Origin of the sequence: Pseudobutyrivibrio sp. ACV-2, from assembly GCF_900107545.1 — a bacterium.
Taxonomy (GTDB): Bacteria; Bacillota; Clostridia; order Lachnospirales; family Lachnospiraceae; genus Pseudobutyrivibrio.
The window spans coordinates 36527-53888 of record NZ_FNQZ01000010.1 but is presented as its reverse complement, the minus strand read 5'-3'; the positions used below and the strand labels follow the sequence as shown (position 1 = coordinate 53888).

At 38.9% G+C, this 17362-nt stretch carries 11 protein-coding genes; 9 read left to right on the top strand and 2 right to left on the bottom strand.

The window, feature by feature from the left end; translation table 11 throughout:
- Positions 1 to 21: 21 nt before the first annotated feature.
- From BLV53_RS11435 to BLV53_RS11405, 7 genes are all read left to right on the top strand, one after another.
- Positions 22 to 1161, top strand: coding sequence for a glycosyltransferase (locus BLV53_RS11435; protein WP_090300959.1), 1140 nt, complete (start codon positions 22 to 24; stop codon positions 1159 to 1161).
- Between the two features lie 18 nt (positions 1162 to 1179).
- Positions 1180 to 2115: a glycosyltransferase family 2 protein gene (locus BLV53_RS11430; protein ID WP_090300957.1), complete on the top strand. Its 936-nt coding sequence runs from the start codon at positions 1180 to 1182 to the stop codon at positions 2113 to 2115.
- Entirely contained in the window at positions 2105 to 3331 is a 1227-nt protein-coding gene (locus tag BLV53_RS11425; RefSeq protein ID WP_090300955.1) for an ABC transporter ATP-binding protein, read from the top strand. Before BLV53_RS11430 ends, BLV53_RS11425 begins: the two co-directional genes overlap by 11 nt.
- Before the next feature lie 181 nt (positions 3332 to 3512).
- Entirely contained in the window at positions 3513 to 4811 is a 1299-nt protein-coding gene (locus tag BLV53_RS11420; RefSeq protein WP_090300953.1) for an ABC transporter ATP-binding protein, read from the top strand.
- Between the two features lie 14 nt (positions 4812 to 4825).
- Positions 4826 to 5374, top strand: a complete 549-nt coding sequence (locus tag BLV53_RS11415) for a hypothetical protein (RefSeq protein WP_090300951.1) — start codon at positions 4826 to 4828, stop codon at positions 5372 to 5374.
- Positions 5375 to 5380: 6 nt separating this feature from the next.
- Entirely contained in the window at positions 5381 to 8905 is a 3525-nt protein-coding gene (locus BLV53_RS11410; protein WP_090300948.1) for a rhamnan synthesis F family protein, read from the top strand.
- A gap of 1 nt (position 8906) precedes the next feature.
- Positions 8907 to 11372 carry a glycosyltransferase family 2 protein gene (locus BLV53_RS11405; RefSeq protein ID WP_090300946.1) on the top strand — a complete coding sequence of 822 codons (2466 nt, stop codon included), beginning with the start codon at positions 8907 to 8909 and terminating at the stop codon, positions 11370 to 11372.
- Between the two features lie 82 nt (positions 11373 to 11454).
- Here BLV53_RS11405 and BLV53_RS11400 read toward each other — a convergent pair whose 3' ends face one another.
- Positions 11455 to 12564 carry a hypothetical protein gene (locus BLV53_RS11400; protein WP_090300944.1) on the bottom strand — a complete coding sequence of 370 codons (1110 nt, stop codon included), beginning with the start codon at positions 12562 to 12564 and terminating at the stop codon, positions 11455 to 11457.
- Positions 12565 to 12599: 35 nt separating this feature from the next.
- The gene (locus BLV53_RS11395) at positions 12600 to 14216 is read right to left on the bottom strand and encodes an LTA synthase family protein (RefSeq protein ID WP_090300942.1); all 1617 of its coding nucleotides are present in this window, start codon (positions 14214 to 14216) and stop codon (positions 12600 to 12602) included.
- Between the two features lie 130 nt (positions 14217 to 14346).
- On the opposite strand from BLV53_RS11395, the gene BLV53_RS11390 reads away from it, so the two are divergent.
- Positions 14347 to 15420 (top strand): acyltransferase family protein, encoded by a 1074-nt coding sequence (locus BLV53_RS11390; RefSeq protein ID WP_090300940.1) that lies wholly within the window; start codon positions 14347 to 14349, stop codon positions 15418 to 15420.
- An 18-nt stretch (positions 15421 to 15438) separates the two neighbouring features.
- Positions 15439 to 17286, top strand: coding sequence for a glycosyltransferase family 2 protein (locus BLV53_RS11385; protein WP_090300938.1), 1848 nt, complete (start codon positions 15439 to 15441; stop codon positions 17284 to 17286).
- Positions 17287 to 17362 lie beyond the last annotated feature (76 nt).

Below are 17362 nucleotides of genomic sequence, written 5' to 3'. Positions count from 1 at the left end.
GTATAAAAAATAAGGAGTGCTATGAAGAAAAAAATTCTGTTTACAAATGATATTGTCGTGGGCGGAGGGGTAGAAAAGCTCATGTACGATTTAGTGTGGGCATGGCATAAAAAGTATGATATTACCATTATGACCTTTGATTATGATAAACGTTTTTATGATTATTATCCTAGTGATGTAGCGTACCTAAGTCTTTCAAAATGGATAAAAGATCCTGACGCTGAGAAAGGTTTTTGGTTTTGGTTGAGAAAACCATACAGAGCCATAGTTGAGCATATGGTAAATGTCATGGGATTTGATGTCCTGCTGTGCATGAAGGATGGTTGGCCTCTTTGGAGAGGTACCAGATACAATATCCCTAAAAAATTTGCATGGAATCATACTGATTACAATAGTCATTATGATTCAAAATATATATTTGGAAATGAAGAAAACGAAGTTAAGGTTATGCAGAAGTACGACAATATTGTCTGCGTGGCCAAGGATGTTAAAAAGGGTGTCAGTGATGTGATAGGTAACCCTGGAAATCTTATTGTTAGATATAATCCAATAAATGTGGATCATATAATAAAAAGATCCAAGGAACTGGTAACAGATATTGACTCAATGAATCTTCCTGAAGAAAAGCGTCCGGTAAGATTTATTTCTGTAGGTAGATTGAATGAGCAGAAAGGATACACTCTTCTTATACAGGCGGCTAAAATGCTTGAAGATGAGGGTTATAACTTTGAAATTATAGTTATTGGCTCTAAAGGGAAATGGGGTGGAGATGAATATGAAAGAATTCAGAAGACCCTTAGAGAAACAGGTGCGAAGAGCTGTAAATTTATAGGTGGAAGAAAAAATCCATATAAATACATGGCTATCGCGGATTGGTTTATCTCAAGCTCTATATTCGAAGGGTATTCGTTGGTAAGTCAAGAAGCTGCAATTCTAGATGTGCCTATGCTTTTAACTGACTGCTCTGGTGCTAGAGAACTTTTAGGTGACAGCGAATACGGTATTGTTATGCCGATAGGGGTGGACGGAATTTACCAAAATATGAAAAGAGTACTGGATAACCCAGAACTTCATAGTTACTACAAAGAAAAAATTTCTGAGAGAAAAAAGATTATAGATTTTGATAAGAGAGTCTCAGAAATTGAAAAGCTTTTTAATTAGTTTAAAGAGAGTGAGTTAATGGAATATAGTGTTATAATTCCGGTTTATAATACAGAATCTTATTTGAAAGCTTGTCTAAGCTCTGTTTCAAAACAGAATTTTAGGGATTATGAAATCATCTTAGTTGATGATGGAAGTACTGATAATTCAGGAAAAATATGCGATGAATTTGCAGCAGAGTATGAGGGAGGGTGCAGGGTTATTCATAAAGAAAACGGTGGCCTTTCTTCTGCAAGAAACGCAGGGCTTGAAGTTGCTAAGGGAAAATGGATTGTCTTTGTAGATAGCGATGATATGATTTCAGAGGATTTTTTTACTTTGCTTGAGGATGCTAAAAGTGAATGTGATGCGCAAATGTATACATACAACTTTAGACGAGTTGATGTAGAAGGAAATATAGGTGATAAGGTAATTTATTCTGTTGAAAATCACGGACAAAGCTTTCCAAAGGATAAAGATTTGAGTGACTATATTTGTAATCATTTAAGTTTGTATAGAGATGGTTGGGAAGCTTGTGGAAGAATATATAAGAAAAGCATTATTGATGAATATAATATTCGTTTTGTAGATACTAAGATAATTTTTGCAGAAGATTTATGCTTTACTCTTGAATATTTGCTTCATGTTAAGACCATATTCAAGCTATGCAATATGCTTTATTTTTATAGAATTACACCTGGATCACTAGTCAACAAAGCGTCGTTGGATACTATGTTGATAAAATTGTATAAATTGAGCGAGTATTTCTATGAAAAATGCAAATCCTATAACAAGCCATTGGTAAAAGATTTCAAGGTATTTTTTAGCAATCTCATAGGATTTCATATCGAATATAAGCTTAGAGATTTAAGTGCAGAGGATTTAGGTAAGCAGTTGGATTACTTGAGAAACACCAAGTATGCCAAAAAGTGGGCCGATATTGGAATTAGAGGAAACGATTTTGATGAACAATGATGTAGTTTTAAAAATAGAAAATGTAGGTAAAGACTATATTTTAGGAACTGTTACTGGAGAAACATTTAAGGATGCTCTGCGCCGGCGAAAATTAAAAAGCAAAGGTGTTGATGATACATTACAGGGACATAATAAAGTGTTTACTGCGCTGGATGATGTTTCACTGGAAATACATCGTGGTGAATGTGTAGGAATCATCGGTTCAAATGGCGCTGGTAAATCTACACTGTTAAAGTTAATATCACGTATCACATCTCCAACAAGAGGAAATATATATATCGATGGAAAAGTATCAAGTATGCTAGAGGTTGGAACCGGTTTTCATCCCGAACTGACCGGAAGAGAAAACATTTATCTCAACGGATCAATTTTGGGAATGCGTCGACAGGAAATAGATGAAAAACTTGCTTCTATTATCGATTTTTCTGAGTGCATTGAATTCATTGATACTCCTGTTAAAAGATATTCATCTGGAATGTATGTAAAACTGGCTTTTTCGGTGGCGGCTCATCTTGACTCCGATATTATGATAATGGATGAGGTACTGGCAGTTGGAGATATCAAGTTTCAGCATAAATGCTTAGACAAAATGCGTGAAATAGCAAAGACCGAGGGAAGAACAATCCTGTACGTCAGCCACAATATGGATACAGTACATAATCTTTGTGATAGATGTATAGTTTTGCAGCATGGCAGACTTGCATTTGACGGTTCAGTAGATGAAGCTGTTAAACTGTATAATGGTGTAAAGTACAAAACAGAAACCACCTCAGATTACACTAAATATATGAGACCAGGTTGGCTTCAAAGAGATGATGTGAGACTTACTTGGGCTGAATATATTGACAAGGATAATAACGTATTTTCTGATGATAAGATGCGTCTATTATTTAAATATAAAAATATAAACAATGTTCAAAATGCAGGTATACGAGTTGAGTTTATGTCTGACAGTGACCACCCATTTGCAACACAGATTTTTGAAAATGTAATAGGTGGAATTGCAGGAGAGGAAGGCGAATTTGAAGTAACTGTGGATTTATCAATGATTCAGCCGGGAACCTATAAAACCTTCTACACAGTATACGTTCTCAATCCTTATGATGAAGGTGTGGATTTGGATTGTGTACGAGGTCTTGAACTTACAATAGAACGTAATCATATTCCTGGAGAGCTTAAGTGGCGAGCAAACTCTTGGGGAAGCATTAAGTTGTGATTTTGGTTTTCAAGCGAGTTTAGAAAAATTAAAGAGAGTTTTGTCATTTATAGCGTATGCTTATAGATGACAAAACTCTCTTTTTAATAGTAATTCGATACAAATTAGTCAGATTTTCATTTTATAAGCAAATATGGTAAAATGTTTCAGAATAGGACTAATTTGGTCATTAGGAGAATTTATGAGTGTTATAGAAGTAAAGCATGTGGACAAAGTCTACAAGCTTTTTGATAGTAATAAGGCCAGAGTAGCTGATACTTTGGGTCTCACCAAAAAGAAGCATTACAAGGAGCATTTTGCACTGAAGGACATGTCCTTTGATGTTAAAAAAGGTGAATGCGTAGGACTTATCGGTACCAATGGCTCTGGAAAGTCCACTATATTAAAGATTATCACAGGTGTTCTTTCACCTACCCATGGTGAAGTCACAGTAGATGGCAGAATATCAGCTCTTCTAGAGCTTGGAGCTGGTTTCAATATGGAGTACACCGGCATCGAAAATATATACTTAAACGGTACCATGTTAGGTTATTCCAACGAGGAAATAGACGAAAAGCTTGACGAGATTCTAGCTTTTGCAGATATTGGAGATTTCGTCTTTCAACCGGTCAAGACTTATTCTTCAGGTATGTTTGTCAGACTTGCATTTGCAGTGGCAATCAATATCGACCCTGAGATTTTAATTGTTGACGAGGCCCTTTCTGTAGGTGACGTATTCTTCCAGGCAAAGTGCTACAAAAAATTCGAGGAGTTCAAGGAAGCAGGAAAGACCATTCTTTTCGTTTCCCACGACCTTGGTGCTATCAGCAAGTATTGCGATAGAGCCATCCTTATTAATAAGGGTGATAAAGTAGCCGAAGGCACTCCAAAGGATATGATTGATATCTATAAAAAGATTTTAGTTGGCCAGGAGCCACATCTTGGCAGCAAGGCTAGCCAGGCAATGGAAGCTAATGAGCAGTCTGTAAAGTCTGCGGCGCAGCCTTCAGATGATGGCACTCTTTGGAAGTCCCATTATCAGCTGAATCCAAATGTCAATGAATACGGTGATGGCAGAGCCAAAATCGTAGATTTTGCCATAATAGATGAAAATGGTAACTACACAAACGCCATTTTAAAGGGTAGCACCTTTACAGTTAAATCAAAGGTGCATTTTAACACAGACATTAACAACCCGATATTCACACTTACTTTCAAGACCATCAAAGGTATCGATGTCACGGGCACTAATACCATGTACGAAAAATGTGATGTTGGTCTGTGTAAAGAGGGCGAGGAATACGTTGCTACCTTTACACAAAAGATGGATATGCAGGGCGGCGAATATCTTATGTCAATTAGCTGCACTGGCTATGATGGAGTTGATTTTGTGGCCTACAACAGGCTTTACGATATAATGAATATTACGGTGGTCAGCTCGAAGAACACCGTAGGTTTTTATGATATGAATTCACAGGTCAGTGTAGAGCGAGTTAAATAATAACGGAGGGGCAGATGATACAGGAAAAGTATAACAATCGAATTTTCGATGAAGGAACTGCAGAAGCGATTCAATTATATTCGCATCTCAGAAGTAATGCTCTTTCACCGGTCAATATTACATCAAATGACAAGGTGCTTGTGGTTGATCCAGACAGTGTTTCACTGGTTGAGTGGGTCGATGAACAGGCTAGTGATACCACTGTGCTTTTGACAGATTCCTACAAAAACAGCATGGAAAACATCGTGTCTCTATTGCCAGAATCAGTAGAAAAAAAGGCCATAGAGGAAATCAAAAAGACCTTTAACATTATTTTAAACATTGGAAATCTTTCAGAGACTCCGGCTACCCTTAAAAAGCTTTTGGCTGAGGATGGACGCCTGGTTTATGCCCTTTCTGAAAAGGAGCGTCTTTCTTCATTTGCTAAAAAACTTCTTGATGAAGCAGGGTTTAAAGATATCAAAACATTTAGACTCCACCCTGATTATCTGTACACTACAGAGATTTACGCAGAGGACTATATAGGAGGAGGCGCAGGTGATTACCTGCTCATAGCAAGATAACAGATAATGGATAGATTATTATACGAAAAGCTTTCTAATCAGCGCAATCCGCGCTTTAACATAATCACAGATATTGTGGACCGGGACGGCACAAAGGTGGTCATCAAAAGACCATACAGCTCAGAGGCCACAGCACATATTCATAAGACCTACGACAACTACAGGGGCTTGCAGGAAACATTGCAGGGCTCTGATTTTTGCGTAAATGAGACAAAACTTGTAGGGGATACCATCGAGTGCGAATTCATTCAGGGAGACTGCCTTACAAGCAAGGATTCAGCAGAATATGCCGAGGCAATCCGCAAAGCCTACATGCCTCATGCTATGCAGTTTGAGTGCACTCCAGAATTTGTAGAAGTATTTGGCGAGGTAAGCCTTCCACAGGGAGTTCTTGCAGCAAAATACATCGACATTGATCTTATTTTTGAAAATATCATCAAAACAAATAAGGGCTGGGAGATTATCGACTACGAGTGGACCTTCGATTTCCCAATCCCTATCAACTATCTGCTCTACAGAGCCAGAATCTTTGGCGGAATGGTAGCATCTTTTGCAAAAGTTCCTTACGAGGAAGAGCAGGTTTACCAGCAGATGGAAGAGCACTTCCAAAGCAAATATTGCTATAAGGGCGTTAAAAACTTAAGTGAGCTACAGGCTCATGTGGCAAAAAATAATAAAACTGCCGCTGATTTTACTATCGCAAGCCGTGATTACCAAATCCAAAAGCTTGAGGAGCTGGTGGCAAAAAAGGATGTTCATATCCGAAATATCGAAGCTTTAAATGCTATGCAGACAGCAAAATACGATGAAATCGTTAATTCCAAGGCTTACAAGGCAATCGAGGATTTTAGAGCCTTCAGGTCTTTCTTAAAGGGCGAGGATACTCCTGTACGCCAAGCCAGGCGTGCCCGCAAGGAGGCTATCAAAGAGGCTAAGCTTGCAGCAAAGCAAAGAAAGCTTGCAGCAAATGACGAGGGCCCAAAGGTTGCCGTTCATTTGCACCTGTTTTACATGGATTTGCTGGATGAGTTTGTTGAATACTTTTCACATATTCCATACAAATTTGATTTATATATCTCTACTACTGAGACTACAGATGTTGCCGCAGTAAAGGCAAAGGTTCGCGAGCTTAAGCAGGTGGATGTTGTTGATGTGAGAAAGCTTCAAAACAGAGGACGCGACCTGGCACCTCTTTATGTGGAGTTTGCTTCAGAGATTATGAAGCATGATTATTTCCTTCATGTTCACACTAAAAAGTCTTTATATTCAGGCTCTGAAAAGATGGGGTGGAGACAGTATTGCCTTAATCTTTTGACAGGTTCAGAGGAGCAGGTGAACTACATCTTTGATTTGTTTGAAAATCAAAATGCAGGTCTTATTTACCCTGACTACTATGTGGAGATTCCGGATATTGCCTATTCATGGCTTGCAAATACAGCCCAGGGAAGAGAGCTGTTCAAGCAATACGATTTAGGAGATATGCCTACAGTATTTAATTATCCTGCAGGTTCATTCTTCTGGGCTTCAACCAAGGCCTTTAGCCCACTCTTTGAACACGGCTACACCTACGAGGATTTTCCTGAGGAAGCTGGTCAGACAGATGGAACTCTTGCCCATGCTCTCGAAAGAATAGTTCCTTTCATCGCTAAAAAGCAGGGCTTTGATTCATTTATTTTAAATGCTGATGGAGGCCAGACCTTCAAGAACAAGAGTCTTATGCCGTTCATGAATACCATTCATTTTGATAAGGAAAATATTATCCCGATGCTTGGTACCTATGAGACCATTTCCTTTGATATATTTGACACACTTATTGCCCGTACCATCTTCAATCCAGATGATGTATTTACCATGATGGGCGATATTATTAAATCAAAGTACAATGTATCAGTTGATTTCTTACAGCTTCGTAAGGATGCTGAGGCTGCAGCCTTTGCTAAATACGGTGCTTTGACAACTATTGACAAGATTTATGTTGAAATCTCCAATGATAAGCTTATCGGAGATTTCGCTCAGGACATCAAAAAGCTTGAGGGCGATTTAGAGACAGCACTTTGCATCCCTAGACAGGATATGGTAGATGTCTACAATCAGCTTAAGGCCATGGGCAAGCGTATTATCCTTGTCAGTGATATGTATCTCAACCGAGTTCAGATTGTTGGCTTACTTCGTAAATGCGGTATTTCCGGCTATGACGAGCTCCTTATTTCCTGCGAGGTTGGACTTCGCAAGGATGATGGTTCGATGTGGGATATGCTCATGACCAAATATAACCCTAACACCTTCATCCACGTGGGAGACAATTTCCGAAGCGATTCACAGCTTCCAATGGAAAGATACATACCAAACCACATTATTTTAAATGCCAATACATTGCTTGAGCTTTCAGATTTCCCTTACTTCAAGCAGGAGGCAGGCAAATCCTTAGCCAATTCTATAATGATTGGACAGGCTTTATCTGGTGCACTTTTCAATACACCATTTGCCTTCAAAGAGGATAGCAGTCTGACCTTCAGAAATATTTACGATTTTGGCTACACAGTGCTGGGTCCACTTCTTACCAGATTTACCGAGTGGATTGTGGATGAAAACAAAAAGAATCACCAGAGACTTTTACTTCTTGCAAGAGAAGGCTACATGCTTGAAAAGCTTATCAAGACCTACTGTGCAGGGATGGAAATACAAGAGCCGGATATGGTTTACTTCCTTACCTCACGCCGTGCCTGCACCGTGGCAGCTCTTGAAAATGAAGAGGATATCAGGGAGCTTGCATCACAGAAATACCGCGGAACCTTCAGCAATTTTCTAAGTGAGCGTTTTGGCGTAGCCCTTCATCCAAACGATGAGGACATCCACTTGGATTATGATGATCTTCCAGAAGAGTTCTTTGAAAAGCTCTTAGAATACAAGGACGAGATTCTAGCCCGTGCAAAGCAGGAAAAGAATGCATACATGGTTTACATCCGTGAAGCTTTAGTTGGTGCCAGCGATGTAGCTGTTGTAGATGTAGGTTTCTCTGGAACCATTCAGTATTTCCTTATGAAGCTCACAGGCCGTGACATCGAGGGTCATTACCTTGCCCTTCATTCCAACAAGCCGGTTAGAATCGGCGGTAAGGCAGATGCCATTTTTGAAATTACAGATCCTACTCTTATTCCAAAGAGCAAGATTTTAAAATATCAGTTGTTCCTTGAAAATGCGTTGGCAGCGCCTTACGGACAGCTGACACACTTCACCATGGAGGATGGTAAGCCAATGCCACACTTCAAGGATGACGATTACCTCAGCGATGATGTCAAACGTCTCCAGCGAGGAATTCTTGACTACACAGCTCATTATGCCAGTGTATCAAAATATCTTAGTGATGATGTTCGTGTGGAGCCAGTGGTTGTGGAAGATATATTCCACGACATCATTGCAAATCACACTTTGACAGAGGACATCGCTACTGCTCTTGTAGTTGAGGATAGTTACTGCCGAGACGGCGTTCAGAAATTTGATATTACAACCGGTACATGGAAGGTAGATTAGTTTGAGAGATACATTTAATGTGGTATTCATTCGATACCATCTAACTAAAAAAAATACGCTTTTGTTCCAGGGATTCTATCCCTTTGATAACCCAAAAGGCTACGAACTTGTAGCAGAATTAAACGGTCAGCCTTATGATATGCGCATCACCATCAATGAAGGCAATGAGGTTCGACGCAGATATATCGCAGCCCACAAAAGTGTTTCAAAAGAATATGTTGGTGAGATAGATTTACCAACAGATTTATCAAAGGTTAAAAGCCTAAAGCTTATCTGTGTCTTAGGCGAAAATGGTACTTCAAATCAGGTGCGCTCAGTAGTATACAAAGCATCAGGTAAAGACCTTCAGAAGCTTAAAAAGGAATACGAGTACAACCTTGAGCGTGCAGCAGTATCTGACGACAAGATTCAGATTTTAGGCTGGGCTATAGGCAATGTGCCGGAGGAATTTCACCTTTACGATGGCAATACCGAAATCCCTATTACTGTAAAGCGTATGTTCCGTAAAGACGTATATGGAGTTTATCCAGAACTTACAGAAAAATGTGATTCAGGACTTGAGATTGTTTTCCCTAAAGGAAACTACAAAAAGCTCAGACTTACTATCACAGCAGAAGGTCAGACCTACGACTGCAAGGTAGATACAGCCCATGTGCTTACAGGTGGAAATCTTCTTCCTAAGAAGAGCCTGTGGGAGCGTATCGAGCTTTACAGACAGGACAACGGACTTAGCTCAACTATCAAGCATGCCATCGACAAGCTAAAGGATTCAGAAGCACCAAAGTACACCTACATGGACTTCCTCACCAGCTTTGGTCCTACAGAGGTAGAGCTACAGCGTCAGAGGGATGAGCAGTTCGACTACAATCCTCTCATGAGTATAGTAGTTCCAATGTATCAGACTCCTGAGAAATTCCTTGTTGAGCTTATTGATTCTATCATCGCTCAGACCTACACCAACTGGGAGCTTTGTCTTGCAGATGGTAGCCCTGATGACAGCCTTGGTACATTCATTTTAAATAAATATGGAAATGATAGTCGTGTGAAATATACTCATCTTGAGGCTAACCTTGGTATTTCAGATAACACCAACGCTGCAATAGCATTAGCCAAAGGTGATTTCATAGTTCTTTCAGACCATGATGACACTCTCGCACCAAACGCTATGTACGAGTGTGTTGCTGCTATAAATAAGGACCGCAGCATAGATGTTATCTATACTGACGAGGACAAGATTTCCATGGACTCAAAGGAATACTTTGAGCCAGTATTCAAGCCAGATTACAACTTAGACTTACTTTGTTCAGTTAACTATATCTGTCATCTTTTCATATTCAGAAGAGACATCTACGAAAAGGTAGGTGCCTTCAACAAAGAATACGACGGAGCCCAGGATCATGATTTCATTCTTCGCTGCTGCGAGGCTGCAGGCAATGTGTATCATGTACCAAAGGCTTTATATCACTGGAGAAGCCATGCTGCTTCAACTGCCATGTCAGCAGAAAGCAAGCTCTATGCATTTGATGCAGGAGCTCGTGCAGTTCAGGCACATTATGACAGACTTGGCATCCCTGCAAAGGTTGAGCAGGACACTTTCTATGGTTGTTACCGCACCATTTATAATTGGGGCAAACAGCCAAAGGTCTCCATCATCATCCCTAACAAGGATCACACAGATGATTTGGATAAATGTATTAAATCAATAGACACCAAATCATCCTATAAAAATATTGAGTTTGTTATCGTTGAAAACAATTCAACAGAGCCAGAAACTTTTGAGTACTACAAATCAATCGAAGGCCGTGAGGATGTAAAGATTGTAAGATATGAGACCCCAGGCTTTAACTTCTCAGCCATTAACAACCTTGGAGCAAAATATGCTACAGGTGATATGTTCCTTCTACTTAACAATGATACAGAAATCATCAACGAGGACTGTATCAAGGAATTAGTGGATGTGTGCCTACGTCCAGAAGTAGGTATCTGTGGAGCACTTCTCTATTATCCAGACAACACAGTGCAGCATGCAGGTGTTGTAATGGGAATCGGTGGTATCGCAGGTCATACCTTTGTTGGTCTTGAGCGCAGTGAACCAGGCTACATGTTCAGAGCTGTTACCACTCAGGATTTATCTGCCGTTACAGCAGCATGTCTCATGGTTCGTAAAGACGTATTTGAGCAGGTGGGTGGTCTTACAGAAGACCTGGCAGTAGCCTTCAACGATGTAGATTTCTGCATGAAGGTTCGCGATGCAGGCTACCTTATAGTCTACAATCCACACGCAGAGCTTTACCATTACGAGTCCAAATCCCGTGGCTATGAGGACACAGGAGAAAAGGTAGCTCGCTTCAATTCCGAAGTAGAAAAGCTTGAAAAGAGATGGCCAGATATTTTAGAAAAAGGTGATCCATACTACAATCCAAACCTATCAATTCTTGATGGTTGGTACAGACTAAAAGAAGAATAAAAGGGCTTCCCCTTGAGGGGAAGCTGTCACCGTAGAGGTGACTGATGAGGTGTATCCTTCCCCGAATCGGGGAAGGATATTTTTATGAAATCCGTAATAAGTAAAACGGAAAATTACTAAAGAACAATACGAATGAAAAAGAAAGTACTATTAAATATATCAGCTGATTATAAATAAGTCTGCGTCCATAGGTAGCTAAGTCATATTTGATTGTTATTTCGCCATTTTCAGGATTAAATCCTGCTTCAGTAATAAGTCCTTCGGATACATTGACAGCAGCAAAGCTAAATACAGCGATGAATGGTATGTAATGACCTGCAATAAAAAGACCAAAATGTAATGTGACTAAATGTATATCTATTCCGTTGGTCATTTGATAGATGAATGCTATACAAACTGCCATCCATCCAGCGACAGTATGTAAAGCCAATGATTTGGCAAACTTTCTGACCGAAGGGAAAATAAACAATACTGGTACGCACCATAGTATTTCAAAAGCTACAATTGTGATTGTCATATGTTCAACTAGCTCAGCATTTAAGAGTTCTACAGAATGTTGCAGTGTATGATGTGGGGCAAAATAAACTGCTAAAATATAAATAGGAAGGGAAACGATGAATTGTTTTGGAATGGCGGATTTTACTGATTGTTCCTTTATAATTGTGGAAATCAGTATAATCAAAAACATACTAACACACATAATGGCTGAAGTAGGCTTTGTCATTATGGTGCCAGTGATGCCAATTGCCAGTAGTATAAAAGTTAGAATATCTCTTTTACCTTCACAATATCTTGCCAGGCTCAGAAATACAATTGTGCTTGAAAATGCTGCAATAGATTCAGTCCTTTGAATGGACAATGTGTATGTAATAAGGGGAAAACCAGTGAGAGAAGCAAGATACAAAAGGTGCAACCAAGGCCTTAGTTTAGTGATTCTGGACCAGCCCATGTATTGCATGACTATTAGCCCTAATAGATAGATGGACATATTAAAATAGGCTTCGGGAAGAGAGACCTGTAAATCAGAAGTGTGAGATATGAAAAGCGCACTGACAAATATTGAGTATATAAGGGAGACTACATAAAGGACGTTTATATATGTAAGACGCCCCTTTATGTGTATCCCAAAATAGAATGTGATAATTGCCAAAGCAATAAAACACAAAATTAACACTAATCCTAAATGCTGCATAACTCAAAATCCCTCGTACGTTAATATTCTTTTGCTTAACGCTGTGCTTCCAGAGCACTAAAGTAAGATAAAACAGAACTTAAAAATGAATCTATTTCTAAATCCTCAAGATATCTTATTTCACCATCCTCTGTGCTTATCAAATAAGAAGCATCATAAAAAATGTTATCATATTCTGTGGATGCATCTTTATCAAAAAGACTGCTTCCGAGGAAATAGTTTTCAGTGTTAATATCTAAAAAATCAAGAAGTGTAGGTGTCATGCAAAGGGAATTGCGACCGTTTGCATCGATTTTTTCAGCTTCAATTCCATCATAGTAAATGAAAAGTGGAATAGCATCCAAATCTGTACATTCTCTTTTGTGATTAGGAAAAGCGTCTGTAAAATCCTGATCTGCGTAAGTGGCATGGTCAGTGGTGAAAATAAGGATTGTATCCTCAGCCATCGGTGACGCCTTAAATTCCTTTAAAAATTCACCAAACTGTCTATCAAGATTATAAAATTTGTTCAGCTCCTGGTCAGAACCGTCACCAAACACATCATCAGTAGAGTCAAAGGATACGTGAGTGCCAAAGGTGTAGATGCAAAGCAAAAATGGTGATTCCTGTTCATGAAGATTATTGGCTGAATCCATCAAAAGGTCGTAGGCTTCCACATCAGTCATGCCTTCAGCAAAACCAGATACATGGTCTTTATCCATAATAACCTGATCAAAACCCAAATTATCGCAATAAGCAACGAAATCATCGTTGAAAGGCTCTACATTAATGAAGTTTGTAGAATATCCATGTTCTTTGAGAGTACCATGAAGGGAAACCAGATTATTCCCCTGAGCATCGTCATTGAGTTTAAATCCACTGAAAAGCTGACCCTGCACACCACGAAGGGTTGGGAATGTGTGGTTGTAATAATTATCAAAGGATATACATTCTTTTTCAAATTCCTGAAGGTTTGACATCACTTTTCTTTCATCACTGATGATGTTGTAGGAAAGCCCTTCTGTAAAAATCAAAATGATATTTGGATTTTCAGGTAATGCGTCAGCTTTTGAAAACCCATCGGATAACTCATCCTGGTAAAAGGCGGAGAGTGCTACTTCTGGATTATCAGCTGCACGCTTAACCTGTTGATATCTGATTTCATCTGCAAAAATAGTAGCAAAGCTTTGAACTGGACTAAAACGCTTGTAATCTCTGTAAATAAAAATTTCTGAGATAAATAGAAGAGCTAAAACTGCAAATAAATATTTTTTATTTACCTTTTTTATCATGTTACATCCAGGGAGAAATACTACAGCAAGAACAATGAAGCTGCCTAAAGCATAAGTGATAGCTTTGCCACCCAAATCAGCCAGGAATTTAACATTTTTTAGCATCGTTAATGTGGTAAAGCTGTTACCAAAGTAAAGCACAGTCATCTGCCCGGTATAGATAAAGTAAAGAATGTTGCTGACAATACCAAGAGGTTTATTTTTATCAACCAGAAAATTATATATTAGAAAAACACTTAATAGCTCTATAAGTCCAACTGTTATGTAGGTGCCATTTTTAGTGGTAGAGTATGTCAATACAGTGATAACAGCTGCCAGCACAAATTTTATAATGGTGTAAATCATATATCTGAAGGATTTATCCTTTATTTTAGAACTCAATATTACTACTCCTTTTTAAATCATAGTGACTATATTAACATAAAACCTCGAATTATACATTAATTTGTATGTGTTATGGGGATATGTTAAAATTACACCGTTAATACTTGATATATAAGGACATTGATAAATGGAGAATAAAAATACGTTGGACTTCATGTCACAGGGGAAGGACAACAATCTTAATCTGGTGAGATTATTCGCAGCATTGATGGTTGTCTATATGCATTCATTTGCATTATGCGAGGGCAAGCTTGAGTCGGATTTGATGTACACCCTGACTTTCCACAAGGCATTATCAGGCCAGGTAGGGGTGGACATTTTTTTTGTTATAAGTGGATTTTTGATTTATAGAAGCTATGACAGAAGCAATAATATAGGAAAATATCTTAGAGCGCGATTCCTTAGAATCTGGCCACTTTTGGCATTGTTCATCTTATCGACAGCCTTTGTAATCGGACCTGCCATAAGCACACTTTCACCTAAAGAATATTTTTCACAGGATATAAAAGGGTATCTTTTAAACCTTGTTTTTTACCATAACAACACCACACTTCCAGGGGTTTTTGAACATCATATCAATCACAGCGTAAACGGAAGTATATGGACATTACAATACGAAGTTCTGTGTTACATATTGGTACTTTTTTTGGTTCCAATTCTCAGAAAATATAAAAAAATGATTTTTCCGCTAATAGCCTTATCTGCAGCGGTTTATTTGTTTTTCACATACGCATGGACAGAGGAAAGATTTTTCATTTTATCTACAATTATTTTGGTAAATTTAGGACGCCTCTCCTTACAATTTGAGATGGGTATCCTGTTTTATATATTCAGAGACAAAATTATATTGTCCTGGAAATGGTTTTCTGCAGCGGTTATTGGGATTGTTGCAGCATCCTATTTTATTGATTATGAAATAGCCTTTGCTGCCTTTGGTTCCTATATAGTTTTGTATCTGGGCTTCAATTATTACGGAGCATCAAGGCTTTACAACAAAGTGGGGGATATTTCTTATGGAGTTTACGTCCTTTCATTTTTGGTGCAGCAGCTTGTGCTTGATTGGCTTGGCGTTGTGCCTTACGGATATCGGGCACCAAATATGAACTCCTACATCAACTTTATTATTTCCACAGCGATAGTTATACCACTTGCATTTATCAGCTGGCATTGCTTTGAAAAGCATATACTTAAATTAAAATAATTTCCAGGCGGAGTAAAAATGAGCGAAATCAAAGAATATAAAGAACCTACCAATAAAATAGAAAAGGGTCTTATGTACCTGCAGCATTACGGAATTAAGCAGACTGTTGCCAAATCCTTCAGAAAAGCCATCGGCCATGACCAAGAGCACTACAGTTATCGCAAATTCCTTAAGGCACATCCTACTACAGCAGAGGAATTAGATAAGCAGCGTCATACCGTATTTACGTACAATCCTGTCATAAGCATAGTTATTCCCTTGTACAATACACCTGAACGTTTTTTGACAGAGCTGATTCAGTCCTTCGAGAAACAGACTTATACTCACTGGCAGCTTTGCCTTGGTGATGGCAGTCCTAAGGAAGGTTTAAAGGACATTATCCTGAATGCCACAGATGGAAAATGGGATGACAGAATCGTCTATAAAAAGCTTGAAGGAAACACAGGCATTGCAGGCAACACTAATGAGGCAATGAAACTTGCAACAGGTGATTTTATCGGCTTCACAGACCATGATGACTTAATCACTGAGGATGCCATGTTCTACATAGCAAAGGCCTTAAATGAGGACAACACCATCGAGGCGCTGTACTCTGACGAGGATAAAATTGACATGGACTCCAAAGAATATTTTCTACCTCATTTCAAGTCAGATTTTAATATAGATTTACTTTGTTCTCACAATTACATCACACACCTTTTTGTGGCAAGAGCAGATTTGGTAAAGGCTTCAGGTGGAATCAAATCTGAATTCGACGGGGCACAGGATCACGACTTTGACTTAAGAATATTAGAGCAGTGCACCAATATTTACCATATTCCAAGAGTACTCTATCATTGGCGCACACACCCTGCATCTACTGCAGATCATCCAGAGGCAAAGATGTACGCATACGAAAACGGTCGTCGAGCTGTTGAGGAGCACTACAGGAGAATCGGTATACCAGCCAGAGTTGAACTTGATACACATTTGGGATATTACCGCACAGTATATGAGTGGCCAGACACTCCACTTTTATCTGTTGTAATTCCAAATATGAATCATTTATCGGATATAAGAGATTGCATCGACAGCATCACAGATATAAACGTATATACGAATTTAGAATTTGTTATTGTAGAAAATAATTCAACGGACAAGGCTTTATTTGATTACTACAGAGAGCTTGAATTAAGAAATGATATCAATGTTCGCATTGTTGATTTCACAAAAGCGTTTCCAGAGTCTAAGGGCAGCTTCAACTTTTCAGCGCTGGTAAATTATGGAGTGAGCCAGGCAAAGGGAGAGTATATCCTTCTTCTCAACAACGATACCAGAATGATTAACGACAAAGCTATCACAGAGATGATGGGCTTTATTCGAAGAGAAGATGTTGGCGCAGTCGGGGCCAGACTCTACTATGGAAACAACACTGTTCAACATGCAGGCCTCATCATAGGTTTAGGAGGAGTAGCCAATTCTCAGTTCCTTGGCAGTGGCCGTGAGCAGGTGGGATATTTTTATCGTAGCACCTGTGTTCAGGATTTGTCGGCAGTTACCGGAGCCTGCCTACTCACCAAAAAATCAGTATGGGATGAAGTGGGAGGCTTTGATGAACAGCTTGCTGTGGCTTTTAACGATGTGGATTATTGTCTCAAGCTTAGAAGCAAGGACAAGCTAGTGGTGTATACTCCATTTTCAGAGTGGTATCATTTGGAGTCAAAAAGCCGTGGACTTGACCACGAGGATCCATCAAAAAAACGCAGAATGGATGAAGAGACAGAATATTTTATGTCTAAATGGAAGGATTATTATGAGGCAGGCGACCCATATTACAATCCTAATCTCTCACTGAAGAAATTTGATTACAGTTTTGGAAGGGAATAATATTTGTTTCAAGAACATTGAGGTCAGTTTTATCCATAGCAAATGAAACAAAAGTAATTTATAATAGAGTAAATAC